The sequence below is a fragment of the Pseudoxanthomonas sp. CCNWLW251 genome, from assembly GCF_037402255.1.
GTDB lineage: Bacteria > Pseudomonadota > Gammaproteobacteria > Xanthomonadales > Xanthomonadaceae > Pseudoxanthomonas_A.
This window is the reverse complement of record NZ_JBBEGA010000004.1, coordinates 174,192-194,064: the sequence shown is the minus strand read 5'-3', so window position 1 is coordinate 194,064 and position 19,873 is coordinate 174,192. Positions and strand designations below refer to the sequence as shown.

General features: G+C 68.0%; 16 protein-coding genes. 10 read left to right on the top strand and 6 right to left on the bottom strand.

Translation table 11 applies throughout. The features are described from left to right. The first annotated feature begins 113 nt into the window (after positions 1–113). From WBN46_RS15750 to WBN46_RS15735, 4 genes are all read left to right on the top strand, one after another. Positions 114–890, top strand: a complete 777-nt coding sequence (locus tag WBN46_RS15750; protein WP_055937943.1) for an AMP nucleosidase — start codon at positions 114–116, stop codon at positions 888–890. Positions 891–896: 6 nt separating this feature from the next. Beyond that, complete coding sequence (locus WBN46_RS15745; protein ID WP_337732387.1) at positions 897–1,634, top strand: hypothetical protein; 738 nt, start codon at positions 897–899, stop codon at positions 1,632–1,634. 140 nt (positions 1,635–1,774) lie between these two features. Further along, on the top strand, positions 1,775–2,251 hold the full coding sequence (locus tag WBN46_RS15740; RefSeq protein ID WP_337732386.1) for a hypothetical protein: 477 nt from the start codon (positions 1,775–1,777) through the stop codon (positions 2,249–2,251). Next, a complete protein-coding gene (locus WBN46_RS15735) occupies positions 2,248–2,796 on the top strand; it encodes a DUF924 family protein (protein ID WP_337732384.1) in 549 nt (182 codons plus the stop codon). Before WBN46_RS15740 ends, WBN46_RS15735 begins: the two co-directional genes overlap by 4 nt. Positions 2,797–2,967: 171 nt before the next feature. Here the strand turns inward: WBN46_RS15735 and grxD are convergent, their stop codons facing one another. After that, entirely contained in the window at positions 2,968–3,897 is a 930-nt protein-coding gene (gene grxD, locus WBN46_RS15730) for a Grx4 family monothiol glutaredoxin (RefSeq protein ID WP_337732383.1), read from the bottom strand. Between the two features lie 65 nt (positions 3,898–3,962). On the opposite strand from grxD, the gene WBN46_RS15725 reads away from it, so the two are divergent. Further along, entirely contained in the window at positions 3,963–4,775 is an 813-nt protein-coding gene (locus WBN46_RS15725; RefSeq protein WP_337732382.1) for a polysaccharide deacetylase family protein, read from the top strand. A 114-nt stretch (positions 4,776–4,889) separates the two neighbouring features. Here WBN46_RS15725 and WBN46_RS15720 read toward each other — a convergent pair whose 3' ends face one another. Continuing rightward, the gene (locus WBN46_RS15720; RefSeq protein WP_337732381.1) at positions 4,890–5,537 is read right to left on the bottom strand and encodes an SGNH/GDSL hydrolase family protein; all 648 of its coding nucleotides are present in this window, start codon (positions 5,535–5,537) and stop codon (positions 4,890–4,892) included. A gap of 204 nt (positions 5,538–5,741) precedes the next feature. Next, positions 5,742–7,022 carry a pyridoxal phosphate-dependent aminotransferase gene (locus tag WBN46_RS15715; protein WP_337732380.1) on the bottom strand — a complete coding sequence of 427 codons (1,281 nt, stop codon included), beginning with the start codon at positions 7,020–7,022 and terminating at the stop codon, positions 5,742–5,744. 103 nt (positions 7,023–7,125) lie between these two features. Here WBN46_RS15715 and rsgA point away from each other — a divergent pair, with 103 nt between their 5' ends. After that, complete coding sequence (gene rsgA, locus WBN46_RS15710; RefSeq protein WP_337732379.1) at positions 7,126–8,250, top strand: ribosome small subunit-dependent GTPase A; 1,125 nt, start codon at positions 7,126–7,128, stop codon at positions 8,248–8,250. A gap of 168 nt (positions 8,251–8,418) precedes the next feature. Here rsgA and gltS read toward each other — a convergent pair whose 3' ends face one another. Further along, the gene (gene gltS, locus WBN46_RS15705) at positions 8,419–9,621 is read right to left on the bottom strand and encodes a sodium/glutamate symporter (protein ID WP_337732378.1); all 1,203 of its coding nucleotides are present in this window, start codon (positions 9,619–9,621) and stop codon (positions 8,419–8,421) included. 101 nt (positions 9,622–9,722) lie between these two features. On the opposite strand from gltS, the gene WBN46_RS15700 reads away from it, so the two are divergent. Both WBN46_RS15700 and WBN46_RS15695 read left to right on the top strand, forming a co-directional pair. Beyond that, positions 9,723–10,961 (top strand): flavohemoglobin expression-modulating QEGLA motif protein, encoded by a 1,239-nt coding sequence (locus WBN46_RS15700; protein ID WP_337732534.1) that lies wholly within the window; start codon positions 9,723–9,725, stop codon positions 10,959–10,961. 48 nt (positions 10,962–11,009) lie between these two features. Beyond that, the gene (locus WBN46_RS15695) at positions 11,010–11,654 is read left to right on the top strand and encodes a response regulator transcription factor (protein WP_337732377.1); all 645 of its coding nucleotides are present in this window, start codon (positions 11,010–11,012) and stop codon (positions 11,652–11,654) included. A 3-nt stretch (positions 11,655–11,657) separates the two neighbouring features. Here the strand turns inward: WBN46_RS15695 and WBN46_RS15690 are convergent, their stop codons facing one another. Together WBN46_RS15690 and WBN46_RS15685 are read right to left on the bottom strand one after the other, a co-directional pair. Beyond that, the gene (locus WBN46_RS15690) at positions 11,658–12,572 is read right to left on the bottom strand and encodes an AEC family transporter (protein ID WP_337732375.1); all 915 of its coding nucleotides are present in this window, start codon (positions 12,570–12,572) and stop codon (positions 11,658–11,660) included. Between the two features lie 22 nt (positions 12,573–12,594). Further along, positions 12,595–15,237 (bottom strand): PAS-domain containing protein, encoded by a 2,643-nt coding sequence (locus WBN46_RS15685; protein ID WP_337732533.1) that lies wholly within the window; start codon positions 15,235–15,237, stop codon positions 12,595–12,597. Positions 15,238–15,373: 136 nt separating this feature from the next. Here WBN46_RS15685 and WBN46_RS15680 point away from each other — a divergent pair, with 136 nt between their 5' ends. Beyond that, positions 15,374–16,729 (top strand): dicarboxylate/amino acid:cation symporter, encoded by a 1,356-nt coding sequence (locus WBN46_RS15680; protein ID WP_337732374.1) that lies wholly within the window; start codon positions 15,374–15,376, stop codon positions 16,727–16,729. A gap of 80 nt (positions 16,730–16,809) precedes the next feature. Beyond that, positions 16,810–19,860, top strand: coding sequence for a TonB-dependent receptor (locus WBN46_RS15675; protein ID WP_337732373.1), 3,051 nt, complete (start codon positions 16,810–16,812; stop codon positions 19,858–19,860). The last annotated feature ends 13 nt before the right edge of the window (positions 19,861–19,873 follow it).

Sequence of the window (19,873 nt, the reverse complement as noted above, 5' to 3'; positions counted from 1 at the left end):
GGTGTATCCCCTGGAAGAGAAGCGAAACCTAACCGGCCCGGGCGCACTCTGCCAAGTGCGCGCGTCGCAGTCGTGCCAGAATCGTCGCAAACAACAAAAAGAAGAGGAACCCCATGAAAGACAAGAGCGAAATCGTCGACAACTGGCTGCCGCGCTACACCGGCGTGCCGCTGGACCAGTTCGGCGAGCACGTGCTGCTGACCAATTTCGGCGGCTACCTCAACGTGTTCTCGCAGCTCACCGGCGCGCCCATCGTGGGCCTGGACCGGCCGATGGCCAGTGCCACCGCCGATGGCATCACCATGATCAACTTCGGCATGGGCAGCCCCAACGCCGCCACGATGATGGACCTGCTGTCGGCCATCATGCCCAAGGCAGTGCTGTTCCTTGGCAAGTGCGGCGGGCTGAAGCGCAAGAACCAGTTGGGCGACCTGGTACTGCCCATCGCGGCGATCCGCGGCGAAGGTACCAGCAACGATTACCTGCTGCCGGAGGTGCCCGCGCTCCCCGCATTCGCGCTGCAGCGTGCGGTCTCCACGATGATCCGCGACCTCGGCCACGACTACTGGACCGGCACGGTCTACACCACCAACCGCCGCGTGTGGGAACACGACGTCGCGTTCAAGGAGCGCCTGCGCGCGATGCGCTGCATGGCCATCGACATGGAGACCGCCACCGTCTTCGCCGCCGGCTTCGCCAACCGCATCCCTGTTGGCGCCTTGCTGCTGGTCAGCGACCAGCCGATGATCCCCGAAGGCGTGAAGACCGAAGCCAGCGACGCCAAGGTCAGCTCGTCATTCGTCGAGAACCACATCACCGTGGGGATCGAGGCGCTGAAGCTGATCCGGCGGAACGGGAAGTCGGTGCGGCATTTGCGGTTTGATGAGTGAGGCGCCATGCCAAAGAGCAAGGCCCTGAGTGTCGACGAAGCTGAAATTGAATTCTGCGCGCAGTTAGAGGCGATGAGGTCAAATGTCGAAAAGGCGCTCAGCTACCTGACTGTTGAGATGACCTCAAACGAGGTGGCGGCGGGTAGCAAGAAGCTTTATGACGCGGCGACGAGCGCTGGATTTCATTGGAACACGCAGCAGTCGGCATATATGGATGCAACGGTGATCGCGCTGCGTCGGTGCATGACAAATGGGTCCTATAATCTGGACCGAATGGTTGCGGCAGCTAGCGATTCTCGCATCTATTCACCTGAGAGGCGGAAGGCCCGGGGTCATGCCAACACTGACGGATATCAGCCGACTCCAGTCGATTTGGTGCGTCTCAAAGCATACGTGGAGATCCTCAAGAAGAGAGAGCGAAGTCTCTTCAGGAACTACGTAGATAAGGGGGTTGCTCACTCTGTGGTTCCGCCGAGATCCACAGACCTGCTACTGCCGAAGGGTGCGTCATACCGAAGGCTTCATGGTCTTCTCTCTGCGCTGGAGCTTCTGAACAGCAAGCTCTACAACCTCTACTTCAACGGGCACGGCCCCGAACCTTACTATCGTGCCAAGTCTTTTTGGTTTCATTTCGATGCGCCCGAGAGATCCGGGTCTAACAGCGCCACCAGCCGCCTGATTAGATCAACGAAAGAGTTCTACGCCTCTCTCGGTTGCATCAACGACAGAGTTGAAGAGGACTAGTGCACCGTGTTATTTGCTGCTCGCGCGAGATGATCATCTCCACTGAACATCTTCGTTGACACCATATGGCTTCACCGACAGGGATCAAGTCGATGCAGGCACTAGTAGGACCACATCGTTGTTCAGGAATGATGGTTGTGTTGGCGCTTTCCCTCTCGTCGCCCGCGGCGGCCGAATCCCCTGCGGACACCGAAGCCCGCAACGCCGCCGCCGGATTCGCCATCACCACCAGCCTCACGCTGCTGGAGGCACTGGGCCAGCAGTGCGGCACCTACGAGGGCGAAATCGGGCAGCAGGCGCGTGCGGCATTGCAAGGCTGGCAGCAGCGCAATCACCGCTATCTGGAGCCCTCGCTGCAGCGCGTGCTCATGCTGACGGACGCCGTCACGGCGGCTGGGGGAGAGGCGGAGGGCAAGGCGTTCGCCGATGCACGCAAGGCGGAGTTCACCGGTGCGGCGCGCAAGGCGCTGCTGGAGATGTTTCCCGACGGTGGGGTGACCCAGGCGGCGTGCGCGCGTATCGCGGCGGCCACCGAGGAAGGTGCCTACGACTACCGCCAGCACGCTGAATTCTTTGCGACACTGCAGGCCCTGGAACACGGGAACAAAACGAAATGACCCACGACATGCAGTCGCAGGGCGTCATCACCTTCTGGAAGAGCGCTGGCTACGAGAAGTGGTTCTCGCGCGACGACGCCTTCGATGCCGACTTCGACCAGCACTTCCGCGGGCTGCATTTCCGTGCGGCGCGGCGCGAACTGGAAGGCTGGATGGGCGATGCCGAGGGCGCGTTGGCGCTGGTGTTGCTGCTGGACCAGTTTCCGCGCAACTGCTTCCGCGAGAGCGCGCACTCCTACGCCACCGACGGCCTGGCGCGGCACTACGCCTCACGCGCCATCGAGGCCGGCTTCGACACCCAGGTCGATCCCGTGCTGAAGATCTTCTTCTACATGCCGTTCGAACATTCCGAATCGCTCGACGACCAGCAGCGCTCGCTCGACCTGTTCCGCGCCCACGGCAACGACGAGTACATGAAGTACGCCCAGCTGCACTACGACCTGATCGCCCGCTTCGGCCGCTTCCCGCACCGCAACGAGGCGATGGGGCGCACATCGACGCAGGAAGAGCGTGACTACCTGGCGGCGGGCGGGTTCGCCGGGTGACGTAGGGTGGGCCTCGGCCCACCGTCGCGACGCAGCGTGACAGCATGACCCCGCCAAGGTTTTGGCCTTCCGTGGTGGTGGGCCGAGGCCCACCCAACAGGGTCGCTCCCCTACATTTGCCACGAAAAAGGCGGGCCGAAGCCCGCCTTTTCGGTGTCGCGAAGACGCGGCTCAGTACTTGCTGATCGTGCCGTCCACGTCATCCGCCCAGGCGTTGATGCCGCCGGTGATGTTGTAGACGTTGGAGAAGCCGAGCGCGCGGAACTCTTCCGCCGCCTGCTGGCTGCGGCCGCCGCTGCGGCACAGGAAGGCCAGCGCGGTGTCCTTCGGCAGCGCTTCGAGCTCGGCGCGGCCGTTGCCGTCGAAGGTCTTGAACGGCAGCTTCACCGAGGCGATCGCGCGTTCGTCGGCCGGGCGCACGTCGACGAGCAGCACTTCGCTGGCGCGGACCTTCGCATCGGCATCCATCGGCGACAGCGCCTGCACCGGCTTGGGCGCATTGGGGTTGTCGATGGCCAGGCCCTTGCCGCGGATGTCGTCCACCCAGTCGATGGTGATGCCGTCGGCGCGGCGCGCGCTGGCCAGGTCGAACTGCACGCGTACGCCATTGGATTCGGCGGCGATCGCGTTGGCGTCGAACTGCGCCAGCTGGAAGTTGGGCTGGAACTGCGCATTGATCGCCAGCGCCAGCGCGGCACCCGGGCCGGCGTCGGCCACGGCGTTCTGCAGCATCTCGGCGGCGGCCGGGGTGATCGTGATCGTCGGCGGCGTGCGGTCCGGCGCGGCCAGGCCGAGCAGCGAGGCGAGTTCGCCGGAGTTGGTCATCTGTTCGATGATGTCGCTGCCGCCGACGAGTTCGCCGTCGATGTACAGCTGCGGGATGGTCGGCCAGTCGCCGTAGGCCTTGATGCCTTCGCGGATCTCCTGGTCGGCCAGCACGTTGACGTGGGCGTAGTCCACGCCCAGCGCGGACAGCGCGCCCACCGCCTTGGCCGAGAAACCGCACTGCGGCATGGTCGGCTGGCCCTTCATGAAGAGCACCACGCGGTTGGATTGCAGGAGAGATTCGATGCGCGAGCGCAGGGCGGGATCAAGGGACATGGCAGTTACCGGAATGCGTGAAGGGCGTGGGGAATCGGATTTTACGCCCCGTGGCATCATGGGGCATGACCACGCCGGGAACACTGCATCGTCCGCCACGCCGTCCCGGTCTGATATTGGGCCTGCTGGCGCTGTCGCAAGTGGGTGTGGCGTGGCTGTGGTGGACCTACGGGTGGCGCATCGGCGTGCCGGCGATGCTGGCGACGCACCTGCTGGTGGTGTGGGCCACGCTGTACCCGCGCGCCACCCTGTTCTGCCCGGCCCTGTCGCGCCTGCCCACCGACGAGCGCGTGGTGTGGCTGACCATCGACGATGGCCCGTCCGGGGACACCCCCGCCATGCTGGACCTGCTGGACCGGCATGGCGCGAAGGCCACGTTCTTCCTGGTCGGCGAGCGCGCGCTGGCGCAGCCGCATCGGGTGCAGGCGATCCGCGACCGGGGGCACGGCATCGGCAACCACAGCGCCAGCCATCCGGACACGCGCTTCTGGCGGCTGGGCCCGGGCGCGCTGGAGGACGAGATCAGCCGCAGCCAGTCGCTGCTCACGGCCATCACCGGGCAGACGCCGCGCTGGTTCCGCAGCGTGGTGGGCATGACCAATCCCTTCGTTGGCCTGTCGCTGAAGCGTCACGGACTGGCGCGCGTGGCGTGGAATGCGCGCGGCTTCGATGGCGTCGATTGCAAGCCGGAGCAGGTGCTGGCGCGCATCACCCGCGACATCGCGCCGGGCGCCATCGTGCTGCTGCATGAAGGCGCGGCGCATGGACACAACGTGGCGATCCTGGCGCAGTTGTTGGCGTGGCTGGACGCGCAGGGCTACCGCACGGTGCTGCCGGAAGCAGAGGCCGCACATGATGCGTTGGGCATCACCGCTTGAATCCTTCTCCCTGCGGGAGAAGGTGGCGCGCAGCGCCGGATGGGGGTCGGCGATGCAGGAAGCTACCGGATGCTCCGACCTGCACGCCAACCCGTCTCCCGAAGGGAGAGGGGCTTATGCCAGCAGGTGATGCGCGACGGGGAATGCCAGTCGCGTCCATTCGGTGTACATCGCGGCGGAAGGGTGCAGGCCATCGCCGGCGAGCATCGCCGGTTCCGTGCCACGCGCGCGACTCACGGCGGTGATGTCGACGAAGGCCACGCCGCGTTGCGCGCAGACCTCACGCGCGGCGGCGTTGTAGGCGTCCAGTTCCCGCGCGATCTGCCTGGCGTCGCGGCCGGACTGCGCGGCGAACGGGGTAACGCCCCAGTCGGGAATCGACAGCACGAGTACGCGACCCGGCCGGTTGCGGGCGAAGCCGATGGCGCGCCACAGCAGCGCGGCGAACTGCGTGCGGTACTCCTCCACATCGCGGCCGCGATACTGGTTGTTGACGCCGATCAGCAGGGTGACGAAGTCATGCTCGCCCAGCGGTTCGGCGGCGGTGATCGCGGCGTCCAGTTCGTCGGTCGTCCAGCCGGTGGTGGCGATGATGCGCGGGTCGCCGACCAGCACACCCTCCATCCGCAGCAGGCGCGCCAGCTGCATCGGCCAGCGGCCCGCTTCGTCCACCGCTTCGCCGATGGTGTAGGAGTCGCCGAGCGCGAGATAGCGCAGCTCGGTGGTGAGGGCGGTGGTGTGCGGGGCGGAGATCGTTGTCATGGGTGAATGATGCGCTCTTCGGATCCCCTGTAGGAGCGACGTGAGTCGCGACCGCAAAGCTGGGTGGTCAGGAAGGCATCGATCATCAGGAGCGAAAAACTGCGGTTGTCGCCGGTTCTCGCGCCATCAAGCATCACGGTCGCGTCGTGGCGTGCGGTCGCGACTTACGTCGCTCCTACATTCGAGCAACAGCCGCGCGGGGACCTAAGCCGCCGCCGGCCGCGACTTGCCCTTGATCGGCACCACCTTGGTGGCAGCCTCGGCACGGCGCGACAGGGCGCGGTCGATGCGGGCGAAGACTTCGCGCATCGTGGCCGCTTCCGGCAGCAGGGTGACGCGGAAATGGTGGCGGTAGGGCACGTTGAAGCTGGAGCCCGGCACGACCAGCACGCCTTCGATTTCCATCAGCTCGAGTGCGAACGCATGGTCGTCGAAGCCCTTGGCGGCATCGCCGACCACCGCCGGGAACGCGTACAGCGCACCGGCCGGGTTCACCAGCTCCAGATGCGCGCTGGCGTCGCAGGCTTCGATCACGGCGCGACGGGTTTCGTACAGGCGGCCGCCGGGGGCGCACAGCGCACTGATGGTGTCCGGGCCGTTCACGGCAGCATCGATGGCGTACTGGCCGGGCACGTTGGCGCACAGGCGCAGCGCGCTGAGCAGGTCCATCGCATGCAGGAAGTCGCGCACCACGTCGCCGTGGCCGGATACCACGCCCCAGCCCACGCGCCAGCCGCAGGCACGGTGCACCTTGCTCAGGCCGCTGAAGGTGATGCACGGCACGTCGCCCGCGAGCGGCGCGACCGGCACGAAGGTGGCGCCGTCGTACAGCACCTGGTCGTAGATCTCGTCGACCATCAGCAGCAGGCGGTGCTTCGCGGCGATGGCGACGATGCGCTCCAGCAGCTCGCGCGGATAGGTCGCACCGGTCGGGTTGTTCGGGTTGATCAGCACGATGGCGCGCGTGCGCGAGCTGACCAGCTGCTCGATCTCGTTCGGATCGGGCAGGAAGTCGTTCTCCGGATCGCAGCGGTAGTACACCGGGCGGCCATCGTTGAGGATGGTGGCGGCCGACCACAGCGGGTAGTCGGGCGACGGCACCAGCACCTCATCGCCGGGATTCAACAGTGCGCGCAGCGAAAGATCGATCAGCTCCGACACGCCGTTGCCGACGAACACGCGGTCCGGGTGCGCATCCGGCGTGCCGCGCTTGGCGTATGCCGCGGCGATGGCCTCGCGCGCCGAGGGCAGGCCCTGCTGGTGCGTGTAGGGATCGGTACGGCCCATGTCGTCGGCGATCGCGCGCTGCAGATGCTCCGGCGCACGGAAACCGAACGCGCCCGGGTTGCCGATGTTGAGCTTGATCAGCTTCTGCCCCTGTGCCTCCAGCTCCCGGGCTCGCCGTGCCAGTTCGCCCCGGATCTCGTAGCGGACTTCGGAAAGGCGTTCGCGCGTGGCGAGCGGTTTGACGGGCGGGGTGGACATGGCGGGACCGCGGGGCTGGTGAAAGAAGGGAAGAAAGGCCAAGCTTAACGGATATTTAGCCTCTCCGGCCCTTCCGCTCCAGTGCCCGTCTAGAATCCGCCCCATGCCCGAAACCCCCGCTCCGAATGTGTCCGACGTCACCCTTCTGCGGTCGATCGGATGGCCGTATGCGGGCGCCCCGGACGACGATGCGTGGCGGGCCGCGATGGACGCACATCCCCAGGCCACCCCGGCGCGGGTGATCGAGCAGCACCGTTCCGGGTACGTGGTCGCCGATGCGCCCGGCATGGGCGTCAAGGCCGAGTCGCTGCCGGAGTGGCAGCGTCCCCGTTTTCCGGCGCACGAACGGCCCGCCGTCGGCGACTGGGTGCTGCTGGAGGATGCGGCGGGCAAGCGCCCGCGCATCGTCGCCCTGCTGCCGCGCCACACGGGCATCAAGCGCGGCGCGGCCGGCGAGCACTACCACCAGCAGGTGATCGCGGCGAACATCGACACGGTGTTCATCGTCTGCGGCCTGGATGCGGACTTCAATCCGCGCCGCATCGAACGCTACCTGCTGCTGGTCGGTGGCGGCGGTGCGCAACCGGTGGTGGTGCTGACCAAGGCCGACCGCACCGAGTACGCCGACGACGCGGTCGAGGTGCTGGCCGATCTGACCGCGCAGGGCGTGCCGGTGTTCACCGTCAACGCGAAGGACCCCGAGAGCGTGGCGCAGCTGGTGCCGTGGCTGGAGCCCGGCCACACCGTCGTGCTTGTCGGCTCCTCGGGCGCGGGCAAGTCCACGCTGACCAACACGCTGCTCGGCGACGAGCGGATGAAGACCGGCGAAGTGCGCGAAAACGATTCGCGCGGGCGTCACACCACCACCTTCCGCGCCCTCATCCCGCTGCCGGCGGGTGCCTGTCTGATTGACACGCCCGGCATGCGCGAACTGAAGCCCACCGGCGAGGAAGACCTGGCCGACGGCGGTTTCGCCGACATCGAGGCGCTGGCGGCGCAGTGCAAGTTCCGCGACTGCTCGCACGACCGCGAGCCCGGCTGCGCGGTGCGTGCGGCGATCGAGCGTGAAGAACTGGACGAAGGCCGCTTCCTCAACTACCTCAAGCTGCGCGACGAAGTGGCCGCCGCCGCCGACAAGCTCGCCAGTCGCCTGGCCGACAAGGCAAATGCCAAAGTGCAGAACAAGGCGTTGAACAAGCGGCTGACCGACAAATACGGCAAGCGCTAGGTTCTTCGCGCGTCGCGCGAAAAACCTCCCACGCTTTGCGTTGCAAAACGTGGGCCCCAGCTGACACTGCCGATCCCTCATTCGCGCCGCTGGCGCGAATCGCCCCCTTACCAAGGGGGGCTCGTCAAGGGGCTGCGATCACTTGACGCCGCCCAGCAGCCGATTGCCTCAATCCCAGAAATTGATGAAGCCGGTGATGATCAGCGCGTTGGTGAAGTCGATGAAGAACGCGCCTACCAGCGGCGCCACCAGGAACGCGCGCGGTGCCATGCCGTAGCGCTCCACCAGCGTGCGCATCACCGCCATGGCATTCGCTGTGGTGCCGAGCATGAAGCCGATGAAACCGCCGCCCATCACGGCGGCGTCGTAGTCACGGCCCATCACCCGGAACACCACGCCGCAGAACAACGCCACCAGCGCCACCTGCAGCGCCAGGTTGACCAGCAGTGGTGCGGCCAGTCCCGCCAGTTCCCACAGCTTGAGGTTCATCAGCGCCACCGCCAGGAACAGCGAGAGGCAGACGTTGCCGACCAGGTCGGTGGTCGCCACCGGCAGGCCGATCCAGCGAGTGCGGTCGTCGATGTAGCGGATCATCGCGCCGACCATCATCGCGCCGACGGTGGCCGGCAGGGTCATGCCGATGGCCTCCAGGCCGTTGCTGACCCCGGCACCCAGCCACATCGCCACCAGGATCACCACGATGCTCTTCAGGGCGGCGTGCTCGCGCGTGGCGAAGTCAGGCGTATCGCGCGCGCCCGCGGGCTCTGCCGCGGATTCGTCCGGCGCGCCCAGGCGCACGCCGCCGTACAGTTTGTGGCGGCGGATCAGCACGGTGGCCACCGGGCCACCGATCAGGCCACCGCACAGGATGCCCGCCATCGCCGCCGCGACCGCGATGGATTCTGCGCCGGCCACGCCCGCCTGTTCGAACAGCGGCGCGAACGCGAGCCCCGTCGCCGGACCGCCGGTCAACGTGGTGGAACCGGCCAGCACGCCGAACAACGGGTGCAGGCCGAAGCCCATCGCCACGGCCACGCCCAGCAGGTTCTGCGCGATGGCGAACGCGGTGGCGAGCAGCAGGAACACCACGACCTGCCGGCCGCTGATCTTCAGCAGCGCCACGCTGGCGTTGACGCCGATGGTGGTGAAGAAGGCGATCATCAACGGCGTCTGCAGGCTGGTATCCAGCGTGAACAGGGTGACGTCGCGGCTGCGCGCGAACAGCACCGCCACCGCCACCACCAGGCCGCCGATCACGGGTGGGGGCAGGTTGTAGCGGGAGAACAGCGGGACCACGCGGCAGAGCGCATAGCCGAGGAAAAGCGCCAGGCCCGCGAAGGCCAGCGTCTGCACCGCATCGAGTTCCAGCACGCTGCCCCCGCACCGTTGGAAGAATGCCGAGCATAGTCGAGCAGCCGTGGTTGTGCCGGCTGTCGCGCAGGCTGGGCTACAGTGGCGGCTGGGAGGACCACATGCAGCCTGACATCGCCCATCACGCCGCGCTGGACGCGCGCCTGGTCAAGGCCGTGCGCGGCATCAAGCTGCTGAGCCTGGCCAGCTGGCCAGCCGACGTGCAGGCGCCGTTCCTCGACGGCGTGGCGCGCGGCCAGCCGCAGCTGCCGGTGATCGCCTACCCGCGGCTCGATTTCGGCGATGCGCGCCGCGAACTGGCCGCGATCGCGGCGGCGGCCGATGCCGCGCATCCGCTGGGATGCTACCTGCGCGAGTCGGTTCACAGCTGGGACATCGCCGCGCAGTTGCTGGAGTCGCTGGGGACGCCTGCGGTGACCACGCATTCGGTCGCGCTGTTCGGCACGCCGGAGGAATGCCTGCCCGGCGACGGGCCGACCACGCGCGACGCCGCCGGCCACTTCATCGCCATCGCCAACGAACTGGATCACGAACTGCTAGCGCCGGAGGAACAGATCCCGGTGTCGGCAACGGCATTGCAGCTGCAGTTGCAGGCGGACCTGGACGACTTCTTCGATGGCCGCGTCATCACCGTGGAGCTGGACCGCAACCTGATCGCCAAGGCCGCTGCGGGCGCCACCCGCATTCGCCTGCGCCACGGCGCGGCCTTCAGCGACTACGACCGCCGCCAGCTGCTGCAGCACGAGGCGCTGGTGCATTCGCTGACCGCGTTGAACGGTCGCGAGCAGGCGGTGCTGCCCAGCCTGGCGCTGGCTTCGCCGCGCGTCACCGCCACGCAGGAAGGGTTGGCCACGTTCGCCGAGCAGATCACCGGCAGCATCGACATCGAGCGGATGAAGCGCATCAGTCTGCGTATCGAGGCGGTAGCGATGGCGCTGGCCGGCGCGGACTTCATCGAGGTGTTCCGCTACTTCACCGACGCGGGACAGAACCCGGCGGAGAGTTTCTCGTCGGCGCAGCGGGTGTTCCGCGGCGTGCCCACCTCCGGCGGTGCGGCATTCACCAAGGACACGGTGTACCTGCGTGGCCTGATCGGCGTGCACACCTTCTTCCGCCACTCGCTGCAGCAGGACCGCCTGCGCCTGTGCCGTCGCCTGTTCGCCGGCAAGATGACGCTGCAGGACGTGGCCACGTTCGAGCCGCTGTTCGAAGACGGCGTGCTGGCACCGCCGCGCTGGCTGCCACGCTGGGTCAGCCGCGCCAACGGCCTGGCCGGCATGCTGGCGTTCTCGCTGTTCGCCAACCGCATCCGGCTGGACCGGTTGTCGGACGACACCTAGCCACAAAGTGCTAACCGCGCCGGCGGTCGGCGATGGCACACTGGCGGCATGAGTTCGCCTGCCATCCTCGTTGCCGACGACCACCCGCTGTTCCGCAATGCGGTGATCCATGCACTGCGCGAGGCGTTGCCCGGTGCGATGGTGTCCGAGGCCGCCAGCGCCGCCAGCCTGGGCCAGGCGCTGGACGCGCGGCCGGATACCGACCTGGTGCTGCTGGACCTGAGCATGCCCGGTGCACACGGCTTCTCGGCGTTGCTGCATGTGCGCGGCGAGCATCCCGAGGTGCCGGTGGTGGTGATCTCGTCGAACGAACACCCGCGCGTGATCCGCCGCGCGCAGCAGTTCGGCGCGGCCGGTTTCATTCCCAAGTCGTCGCCGGCCGAGACCATCGGCGAGGCGGTGATCGCCGTGCTGGATGGGGGTGCCTGGTTCCCGCCGCTGACGGTGGAGCGTTCGGAACAGGATGCGGCGCTGGCCGCACGGCTGGCGCAGATCACCCCGCAGCAGTTCCGCGTGCTGCTGTGCCTGGCCGACGGCCTGCTCAACAAGCAGATCGCGCACGAGCTGGGCCTGGCGGAAAACACCGTGAAGGTGCACGTCACCGCGATCCTCAAGAAGCTGGAATGCCACAGCCGCACGCAGGCGGCGGTGCTGGTGAAATCGCTGGAGCCGGAAGGGCCGCCGGTCGAGTGAGGCTCAGGCCAGCCAGCCAGGCAGCTGCATCGCCAGCGGGACGGTCGCGGCGGCCAACAGGGTCTGCCAGGTCACCAGCGAGGCCATCAGCGGCGCATCGCCGCCCATCTGCCGGGCCATGATGTACGCATTGGACGCGGTGGGCAGCGCGGCGTAGAAACAGGCCGCCACGGTCACCGCCGCACTGGCATCCAGCCACCGGCATACCAGCACGGCCAGCAGCGGCAGCACGAGCAGCTTCAGCGCGGAGGTGGCGCCCAGCAGCCACGGACGTACATCGTCGCGACGGAACTGCAGGCCACCGCCCACGCACAGCAGGCCCAGCGCCAGCGCCGCGTCGGCGAGGATGTCGAGCGCCGCCGCCAGCGGTACCGGCAACGGCAGGCCGCCGAGGTTGAACAGCAGGCCGGCCAGCGTCGCCAGGATGATCGGATTGCGCGCCAGCGCCCGGGCGATGCCGCGTGCGCTGGCATCGCCATGGCCCCAGGCGGCCAGCGCGACGACCGCAATCACGTTGACCACCGGCAGGCAGATCGCCAGCGCGAGCATCACCATCGCGGTGGTCTCCGGCGGGAACAGCAATGCCGCGACCGCCAGCCCGAAGTAGCTGCTCGGCCGCACCGCGCCCTGCACCACCGAGGAGCGGCTGGGATCGGGCAGGCGCTTGGCGAACCGCAGCGCGAGCAGCACGAGGCCGGTCAGCAGCAGCGTGGGCAGCAGCGCGGCCAGCGACAGGTCGAGCGCGTCGGTGGCGGACAGCGCCAGCCGCGCCGTGCCAACGAACAGCAGCGCGGGGAAGGCGACGTAGAAGGAGAACCACTCCATCGCCGGGAACAGGCCCTCGGGCACGCGGCGCATCCGTCGCAGCGCGGCGCCGAGCAGCACGATGGCGAGGACGGGAATGACGTAGGTCAGCATCGGCACGGCATGCGAGGGTCCCTCAGCGCGCGCGGCGCACGTGGAGTTGGGTCATCAGCGCGCGTAGCGCCGCGGGTTTCACCGGCTTGGCGAGGAAGCCCCAACCGCGCTCCAGCGCCAGCGCCCGCAGTGCCTCGTCGCGCTCGGCGGTCACCAGGATCACCGGCGGCGCGCTGCCCCAGCGTTCGCACAGGCGCGTGTACAGCGTCGGCCCGTCGGTGTCGCCCAGTCGCACGTCGAGCAGCAGGAGATCGGGTGCCTGGTCCGCCACTGCCGCTGCCATCGCGTCGTCGGGACCGGACGCAAGGTCCACTTCGCACTCCCAGCGCAGCAGCAGCGCGCGCGTGGCTTCGCAGACACGCGGGTCGTCGTCCACGCACCATACGCGGCGACCGCGCAACGGCGAGCCATCGTCGATGTCATCGAGCATTGGCAACGCTTGCGCTGTCGTGGCGTTGGCCACGCCGCGCGGCAGTTCCACCCAGAACACGCTGCCCCGCCCCAACTGCGACCGCAGGCCGATGCGGTGGCCGAGCACGCGGCCGATGCGTTCCACGATGGCCAGCCCGAGGCCGGCGCCGCGATCGTTCACCACCCCGTCGTTGAGGCGGCGGAACTCTTCGAAGATCTCCGCCTGCAGGCTTTCCGGGATGCCGGGCCCCTGGTCGTGCACTTCGATACGCACCTGTCCGCCGCGCCGACGTACACCGAGCAGCACGCGCCCGCGCGGCGTGTAGCGGATCGCGTTGGACAGGAAGTTCTGCAGGATGCGGCGCAGCAGGGCTTCATCGCTGCGCACGATGCTGCTGGTCGGAATGCACGCAAGCGCCAGGCCGCGTTCGCCGGCGACCATGCCGAACTCGCGCGCCAGCGTTTCCAGCAGCGGCGCCAGGGGGAAATCGCGCACGCGCGCCGGCAGCGTGCCCGATTCCAGCCGGGCGATGTCCAGCAGGCTGTTGAGGATGGCGTCCTGCGCGGTCAGCGCATTGTCCACGTGGTCGGCGATGCGGCGGGCTTCGTCGTCGTGCAGCCGCCCGCGCAGTGCCGACACGAACATGCGCGCGGCGTTCAGCGGTTGCAGCAGGTCGTGTACCGCCGAGGCGACGAAGCGCGTCTTGTAGCGGTTGGCGTTCTCCGCCGCCTGCGTGGCGGCGGCGAGCGCGCGCGTACGCTCCTCGACGCGGCGTTCCAGCGCATCGGCCAGCGAGCGCAGTTCGCGGGCGGCATTCTTGTAGCTGGTGATGTCGGCGTAGCTGGTGACGAAGCCGCCGTCCGGCAACGGGTTGCCGCGGATCTCCAGCACCACGCCATCGTCCTTCTCGCTCTCGCGCATGTGCGGCTTGCCGCTGCGCAGATGGTCCAGCCGGCGCTGGATCGCCTCTTCGACCGGTCCGGGCCCGAGCAGGCCGCGGCGTGCGTTGTGGCGGAACACGTCTTCGATCGGGCGGCCGACATGGATCAGGTCGGGCGGGAAGCGGAACAGCTCCATGTAGCGGGAGTTCCATGCGACCAGCCGCAGGTCGGCATCGATGATCACCACCCCCTGTGGCAGGTGCTCCAGGCTGCGGCTGAGGCCGGCATCGGCCTGGCGCGCGGCCTCGACGATGCCGTCCTGCGCGGTGCGCAGTTCCTGCGCATGCTGCTGCAGCACGGCTTCCAGCTCGTCGCGGCTGCGCTGCTGCAGCAGCGCGGTGCGTCGGCGCTGCTGCATGAACAACGCCAGGAACGCCAGCGCCAGCCAGCCTCCGCCGGCCGCGAGTGCGGCGGTGCGGCCTGCGGCGGTGATCGCCGAAGCATCGTGCAGCAGGTGCAGGTGCCAGCCTTCTTCCGGCAGGGCCATCGATTGCCACAGCACCGCACCGGCCAGGGCCGGGTCGGTGAACTGCACGCGCCGTGCGCCGGCATCCGTCGTGGACAGGTCCTGCGACTGCAGGGGCGTGAGCCTCTGCCGCGCATACTGGCGGGTGGCAGCCAGTTCGCGACGGTCGGCATCGCTCAGCGCGTTCAACGTGCGATAGCGCCATCCGTCGCGGCTGGCGAGGAAGATCACGCCGTGCGCGTCGCTGACCAGCACGATGTCCGGCGTCTGCAGCCACTCCTGCTCCAGCGCGTCCAGTTCGATCTTGATCACGACCAGGCCGGCGACCTTGCCGTCCGGACCGCTGATCGCCTGCGACAGGAAGTAGCCCGGCTCGCCCGTGGTCAGTCCGATGCCATAGAACTGGCCCCGCCCGGTGCGCAGCGCCTGCTTCACGTAGGGCCGGAAGCTGTAGTCCTCGCCCACGTTGCTGGTGGGCTCGCGCCAGTTGCTCGCGGCCACCGCGATGCCGCGACGGTCGATCAGCGTGAGTGTGGACGAACGGGTGACGCTGTTGGCGTCTTCCAGGCGCTGGTTCAACGCATTCCGGCGGGCATCGTCCACCGGCCCGGCGAGCGCATCGCGGAGATCCGGATCCTGCGCCAGCACCTGCGGCAGCGTGCGGTAGCGGTCGATGCGCTGCTGCAGTGCCTGCGCATGCAGGTCGAGCTGGCGGTCGAGCTGCGCGGTCTCCGCCCGCTGCGCGCGCGTGCCGGCCCAGTGGTAGGCCAGCGCCATGACCAGCAGCGCGCCGCCGAGGATCGACAGCAATACCAGCAGGATCCGGCGGTGGCGGCGGGCGCGCAGCATGGGGCAAGTCTACGGGTGCGCCGCCGCCGGAGCGCGGGCTAGTACCAATAGGTTATCGGTGCGGCGGCGATGCGGGGGTACAACATGCCGGCCACCGATCTGGGTGGCGTCGCCATCCGTTCGGAGTTGACCCATGCACCTGGCCGATACGCCCTGCACGCCGCCGCCGCGCCAGCCGCTGTACAGGCAGCTGTACTTCCAGGTGATCGTGGCCATCGTGCTGGGCGCACTGCTGGGGCACTTCGAGCCGGCGTTCGCCGAATCGATGAAGCCGCTGGGCGATGCCTTCATCAAGCTGGTGAAGATGATCATCGCGCCGGTGATCTTCCTGACCATCGTCACCGGCATCGCCGGCATGACCCAGCTGCGCACGGTGGGCCGTGTGTTCGCCAAGGCGATGGCGTACTTCCTGTTCTTCTCCACGCTGGCGCTGGTGATCGGCATGATCGTGGCGCACGTGGTGCAGCCCGGCGCCGGCATGAACATCAATCCGGCCGACCTGGACCAGTCCGCCGTGCAGGACTACGTGCAGAAGTCGCACGAGCTGTCGCTGGTCGGCTTCCTGATGGACATCATCCCGAAGACGCTGGTCAGCCCGCTGGTGGGCGACAACATCCTGCAGGTGCTGTTCGTCGCGGTGCTGTTCGGCCTGTCGCTGTCGCTGGTCGGCGAAAAGGGTCGGCCGGTGCTGAACCTGCTGGAGGCGCTGACCACCCCGGTATTCCGCTTGGTGCACATCCTGATGCGCGCCGCGCCGATCGGTGCGTTCGGTGCCATCGCCTTCACCATCGGCAAGTACGGCGTGGGCATGCTGGTCAACCTGGCGTGGCTGGTCGGCTCGTTCTACCTGACCTCGCTGCTGTTCGTGATCGTCATCCTCGGCCTGGTGTCGTGGTGGTGCGGGTTCTCGATCTTCCGCCTGATCCGCTACCTGAAGGCGGAACTGCTGCTGGTGCTGGGTACGTCCTCGTCCGAATCCGCACTGCCGTCGCTGATGGAGAAGATGGAGCGTGCCGGCGCGTCGAAGTCGGTGGTCGGGCTGGTCGTGCCGACGGGTTACTCGTTCAACCTGGACGGCACCAACATCTACATGACGCTGGCCGCGCTGTTCATCGCGCAGGCCACCAATACCGAACTGAGCCTGGGCCACCAGATCATGCTGCTGCTGGTCGCGATGCTGAGCTCGAAGGGCGCCGCGGGCGTCACCGGCGCCGGTTTCATCACGCTGGCCGCCACGCTGGCGGTGGTGCCGGAAGTGCCGGTCGCCGGCATGGCGCTGATCCTCGGCATCGACCGCTTCATGAGCGAGTGCCGCTCGCTGACCAATTTCACCGGTAATGCCGTCGCCACGCTGGTGGTCGCGCGCTGGGAAAACGCGCTCGACCGCGACGCGCTGGCGCGCGCGCTGGGCGGGCCATCCGCCCCGATTGCCGCCGCGCCGAACCCGGCCGCAGGCCCGGGCGACCCGACACGACTCACGGCCGACTGACGCCGGCCACACCACGTCTTCAGAGGAGGGACTGAAAGATGCACGATTTCAACCGACGCTCCGCCCCGTTGCGGAGCAGTTTGACCCTGGCCCTGTTGGCCGTGATCCACGCGGCCGCAGCCCAGGAGGCGCCGTCGCAGGCGGCCGATCCGGCGCCGCAGGCCGCCGCCGCGGCTGCAGTGGGCGACGATGCGACCAACCTGGACAAGGTGGTCGTGGTGGGTTCGCACATCCAGGGCGCATCGACCACCGATGCGCTGCCGGTGATGGTGGTCGGTGCGGAACAGATCGACGCCGCCGGTGCGATCTCCGGTGACGAACTGATGCGCACGATCCCGCAGATGGGCGACGTGCTGTTCGATGCGTCCAACAATCCCCAAACCAGCAACGCGGCGCGCGGCGACGTGAATTCGGTGAACCTGCGCTCGCTCGGCGTGGGCAACACGCTGGTGCTGCTCAACGGCCGGCGGCTGGTGCAGCACCCGACCAGCCAGGGCACGTCGGACACGGGCACCGTGCCCGTGCAGAGTTTCAACTCCAACGCGATCCCGGTCTCGGGCCTGGACCGCATGGAGATCCTGCTGGATGGCGCGGCCGCGATCTACGGCGCCGATGCGGTGGCGGGCGTGGTGAACACCGTACTGCAGACCGACTTCGACGGCGTCAGCGCCAGCACGCGCTATGGCAGTGCCGAAGGCACCGGCATGCACGAGTTCGAGGTCAACCTGTTCGCGGGCCACAACTACGACCGCGGCAACGTGTCGGCGTTCCTCAACTACACCGACCGCTCGGAACTGATGGCGGCCGACCAGGATTTCACCGAGACCGACGATCTGCGCGGGCTGTTCGCGGACTATCCGGATTTCGCCGGCCTGGCGGTGCTCGATGGGCGCTCCTCGCACACACCGTGGGCGCGCCTGAGCGTCGGCCCGCGTGCGGTGATCCGCTCCAACGGGACAGCGGTGACGAATACCGCAGGCGCGTTCCGCATCCAGCCGTCGGACTTCGGCTGCGGCGTCAGCCTAGGCAACGACCTGTGCCTGTCCAGCGGCAACCACAACTTCAACACCACCAACCGCGAGATGCGCTACGACACGCGCCATGGCACCACGGTGCGGCCGTCGGTGGAGCGCATCAACCTGTTCCTCACCGGGCATCACGAGCTCAGCGACAGCGTGGAGGCCTTCGGCGAAATCGGCTTCTACCACGCGGTCAGCGAAGCGACGCAGCCACCGGTGGTGAACCTCAACAGCCTCTGGATCCCCGCCAGCAACTACTGGAATCCCTTCGGCGCCGCCACGCTGCCCGATGGCACGCCGAATCCGAACCGCCTGCCCGGCCTGACCAACGTGCCCGCCGCCGGCCTGCCCGTGCAGATGAGCAACTACCGCTACGTGGACACCGGCTTCCAGCGCGTGCGCGTGGAGAACTACCAGGCACGCTTCCTCGCCGGCCTGCGCGGCGAGTGGAACGGCTGGAACTGGGAAACCGCGCTGCTGTATTCCGAAGCCGAGGCCGAAGACCGGTCGCCCAACATCAACATGACGGCGCTGCAGCGGCAGCTGGCGCTGTCCACGCCGGATGCCTACAACCCGTTCAGTGGCGGCTGCGTGGCCACGCCGACCTACGGCGACTGTTCGCCGAGTTCGCAGGCGGCCGTCGACGGCATCGTGTTCGACCTGGTGCGCGAGTCACGCACCACGCTGACCATGGCCGATTTCAAGATGAGCCGCGGCGACCTGTTCGCGTTGCCGGCCGGCAACGTCGGCATCGCCTTCGGTGCGGAGGCGCGCCGCGAGACGCAGCGCGACGACCGCGACGCCAACCTCGACGGCACCCATACCTTCACCGACCTGGTGACCGGCGAGACCAACCCCAGCAACGTGGCAGCCGTCAGTCCGAACCCCGACACGCGCGGCTCGCGCAATGTGGGTTCAGCCTATGTCGAGTTCGCCGTGCCGTTGGTGTCGGAGGACATGGGCATCCCGCTGGTGCACCGCCTGGACATGCAGCTGGCCGGCCGCTACGAGCACTACTCCGACTTCGGCTCCGTGGCCAAGCCCAAGGTCGCGCTGGCCTGGGACCTGGTGGAAGGCCTGCGCCTGCGCGGCTCGTATTCCGAGGGCTTCCGTGCGCCCAACCTGGAGCAGACCAACGCCACCCAGTACGCGCGCCTGGCCAGCGGCGTGGACCACATCCGCTGCGAAGCCGACCTGCGCGCCGGCCGCATCGCCTCGTTCAGTGCATGCGGGCAGAACACCGCCGGTGCGTCGCTGCTGGTGGCCGGCAACCCGGACCTGGAGCCGGAGGAAAGCACCAACACCTCGTTCGGCGTGGTGTTCCAGCCCACGTTCATTCCCGAGCGGTTCGGCAGCTTCACCTTCACCGTCGACCGCTGGAAGATCAAGCAGGAGCAGATCGTCGGCCTGCTCGGCGCGCAGACGGCGCTGACGGTGGACTACCTCAACCGCGTGGAAGGCGGCAGCAACCCGCTGGTGGTGCGTGACGCGCCCACGCAGGAGGACATCGACTTCTTCGCCGGCACCGGCATCGATCCGGTCGGCCAGGTCATCGCCATCAACGACCGCTTCATCAACCTGCAGCCACAGACTGCGGGCGGACTCGACTTCGGCGTGGACTGGTCATTGCGGCGCACGCGCTTCGGCTCGTTCTCCGTCAACCTCAACGCGACCCGCCTGCTGGAATTCACCCGCGATCCCGGCGACATCGTCAACGCGCTGTACGCGGCGCGTGCGGCCGGCACGATCGATCCGCTAACGCCGCTCCCGGATTCCACCCGGCTCATCGGGCAGAACGGCCGGCCGGAGTGGCGCGCGAGCGGTTCGCTGACGTGGAACAAGGCGGCATGGCGCGTGGGCTACTCGGCGCAGTACATGAGCTCGTTCGAACAACCGCAGCTGCTCGGCATCTCCGGCGATCCGTGGGTCGTCGAAGACCGGCTGACGCACAATCTCTACGGCCAATACCGGTTCATCGATGGCACGGCGGTGCGCCTGGGCGTGCGCGACCTGACCGACGAGGGGCCGGCGCTGGCCGACGGCGGCTACCGGGGTTCGCTGCACAATCCGTGGGGTCGCTACTGGTACGTCAACATCAGTCGATCGTTCTGAGGAAGCCGTTGCG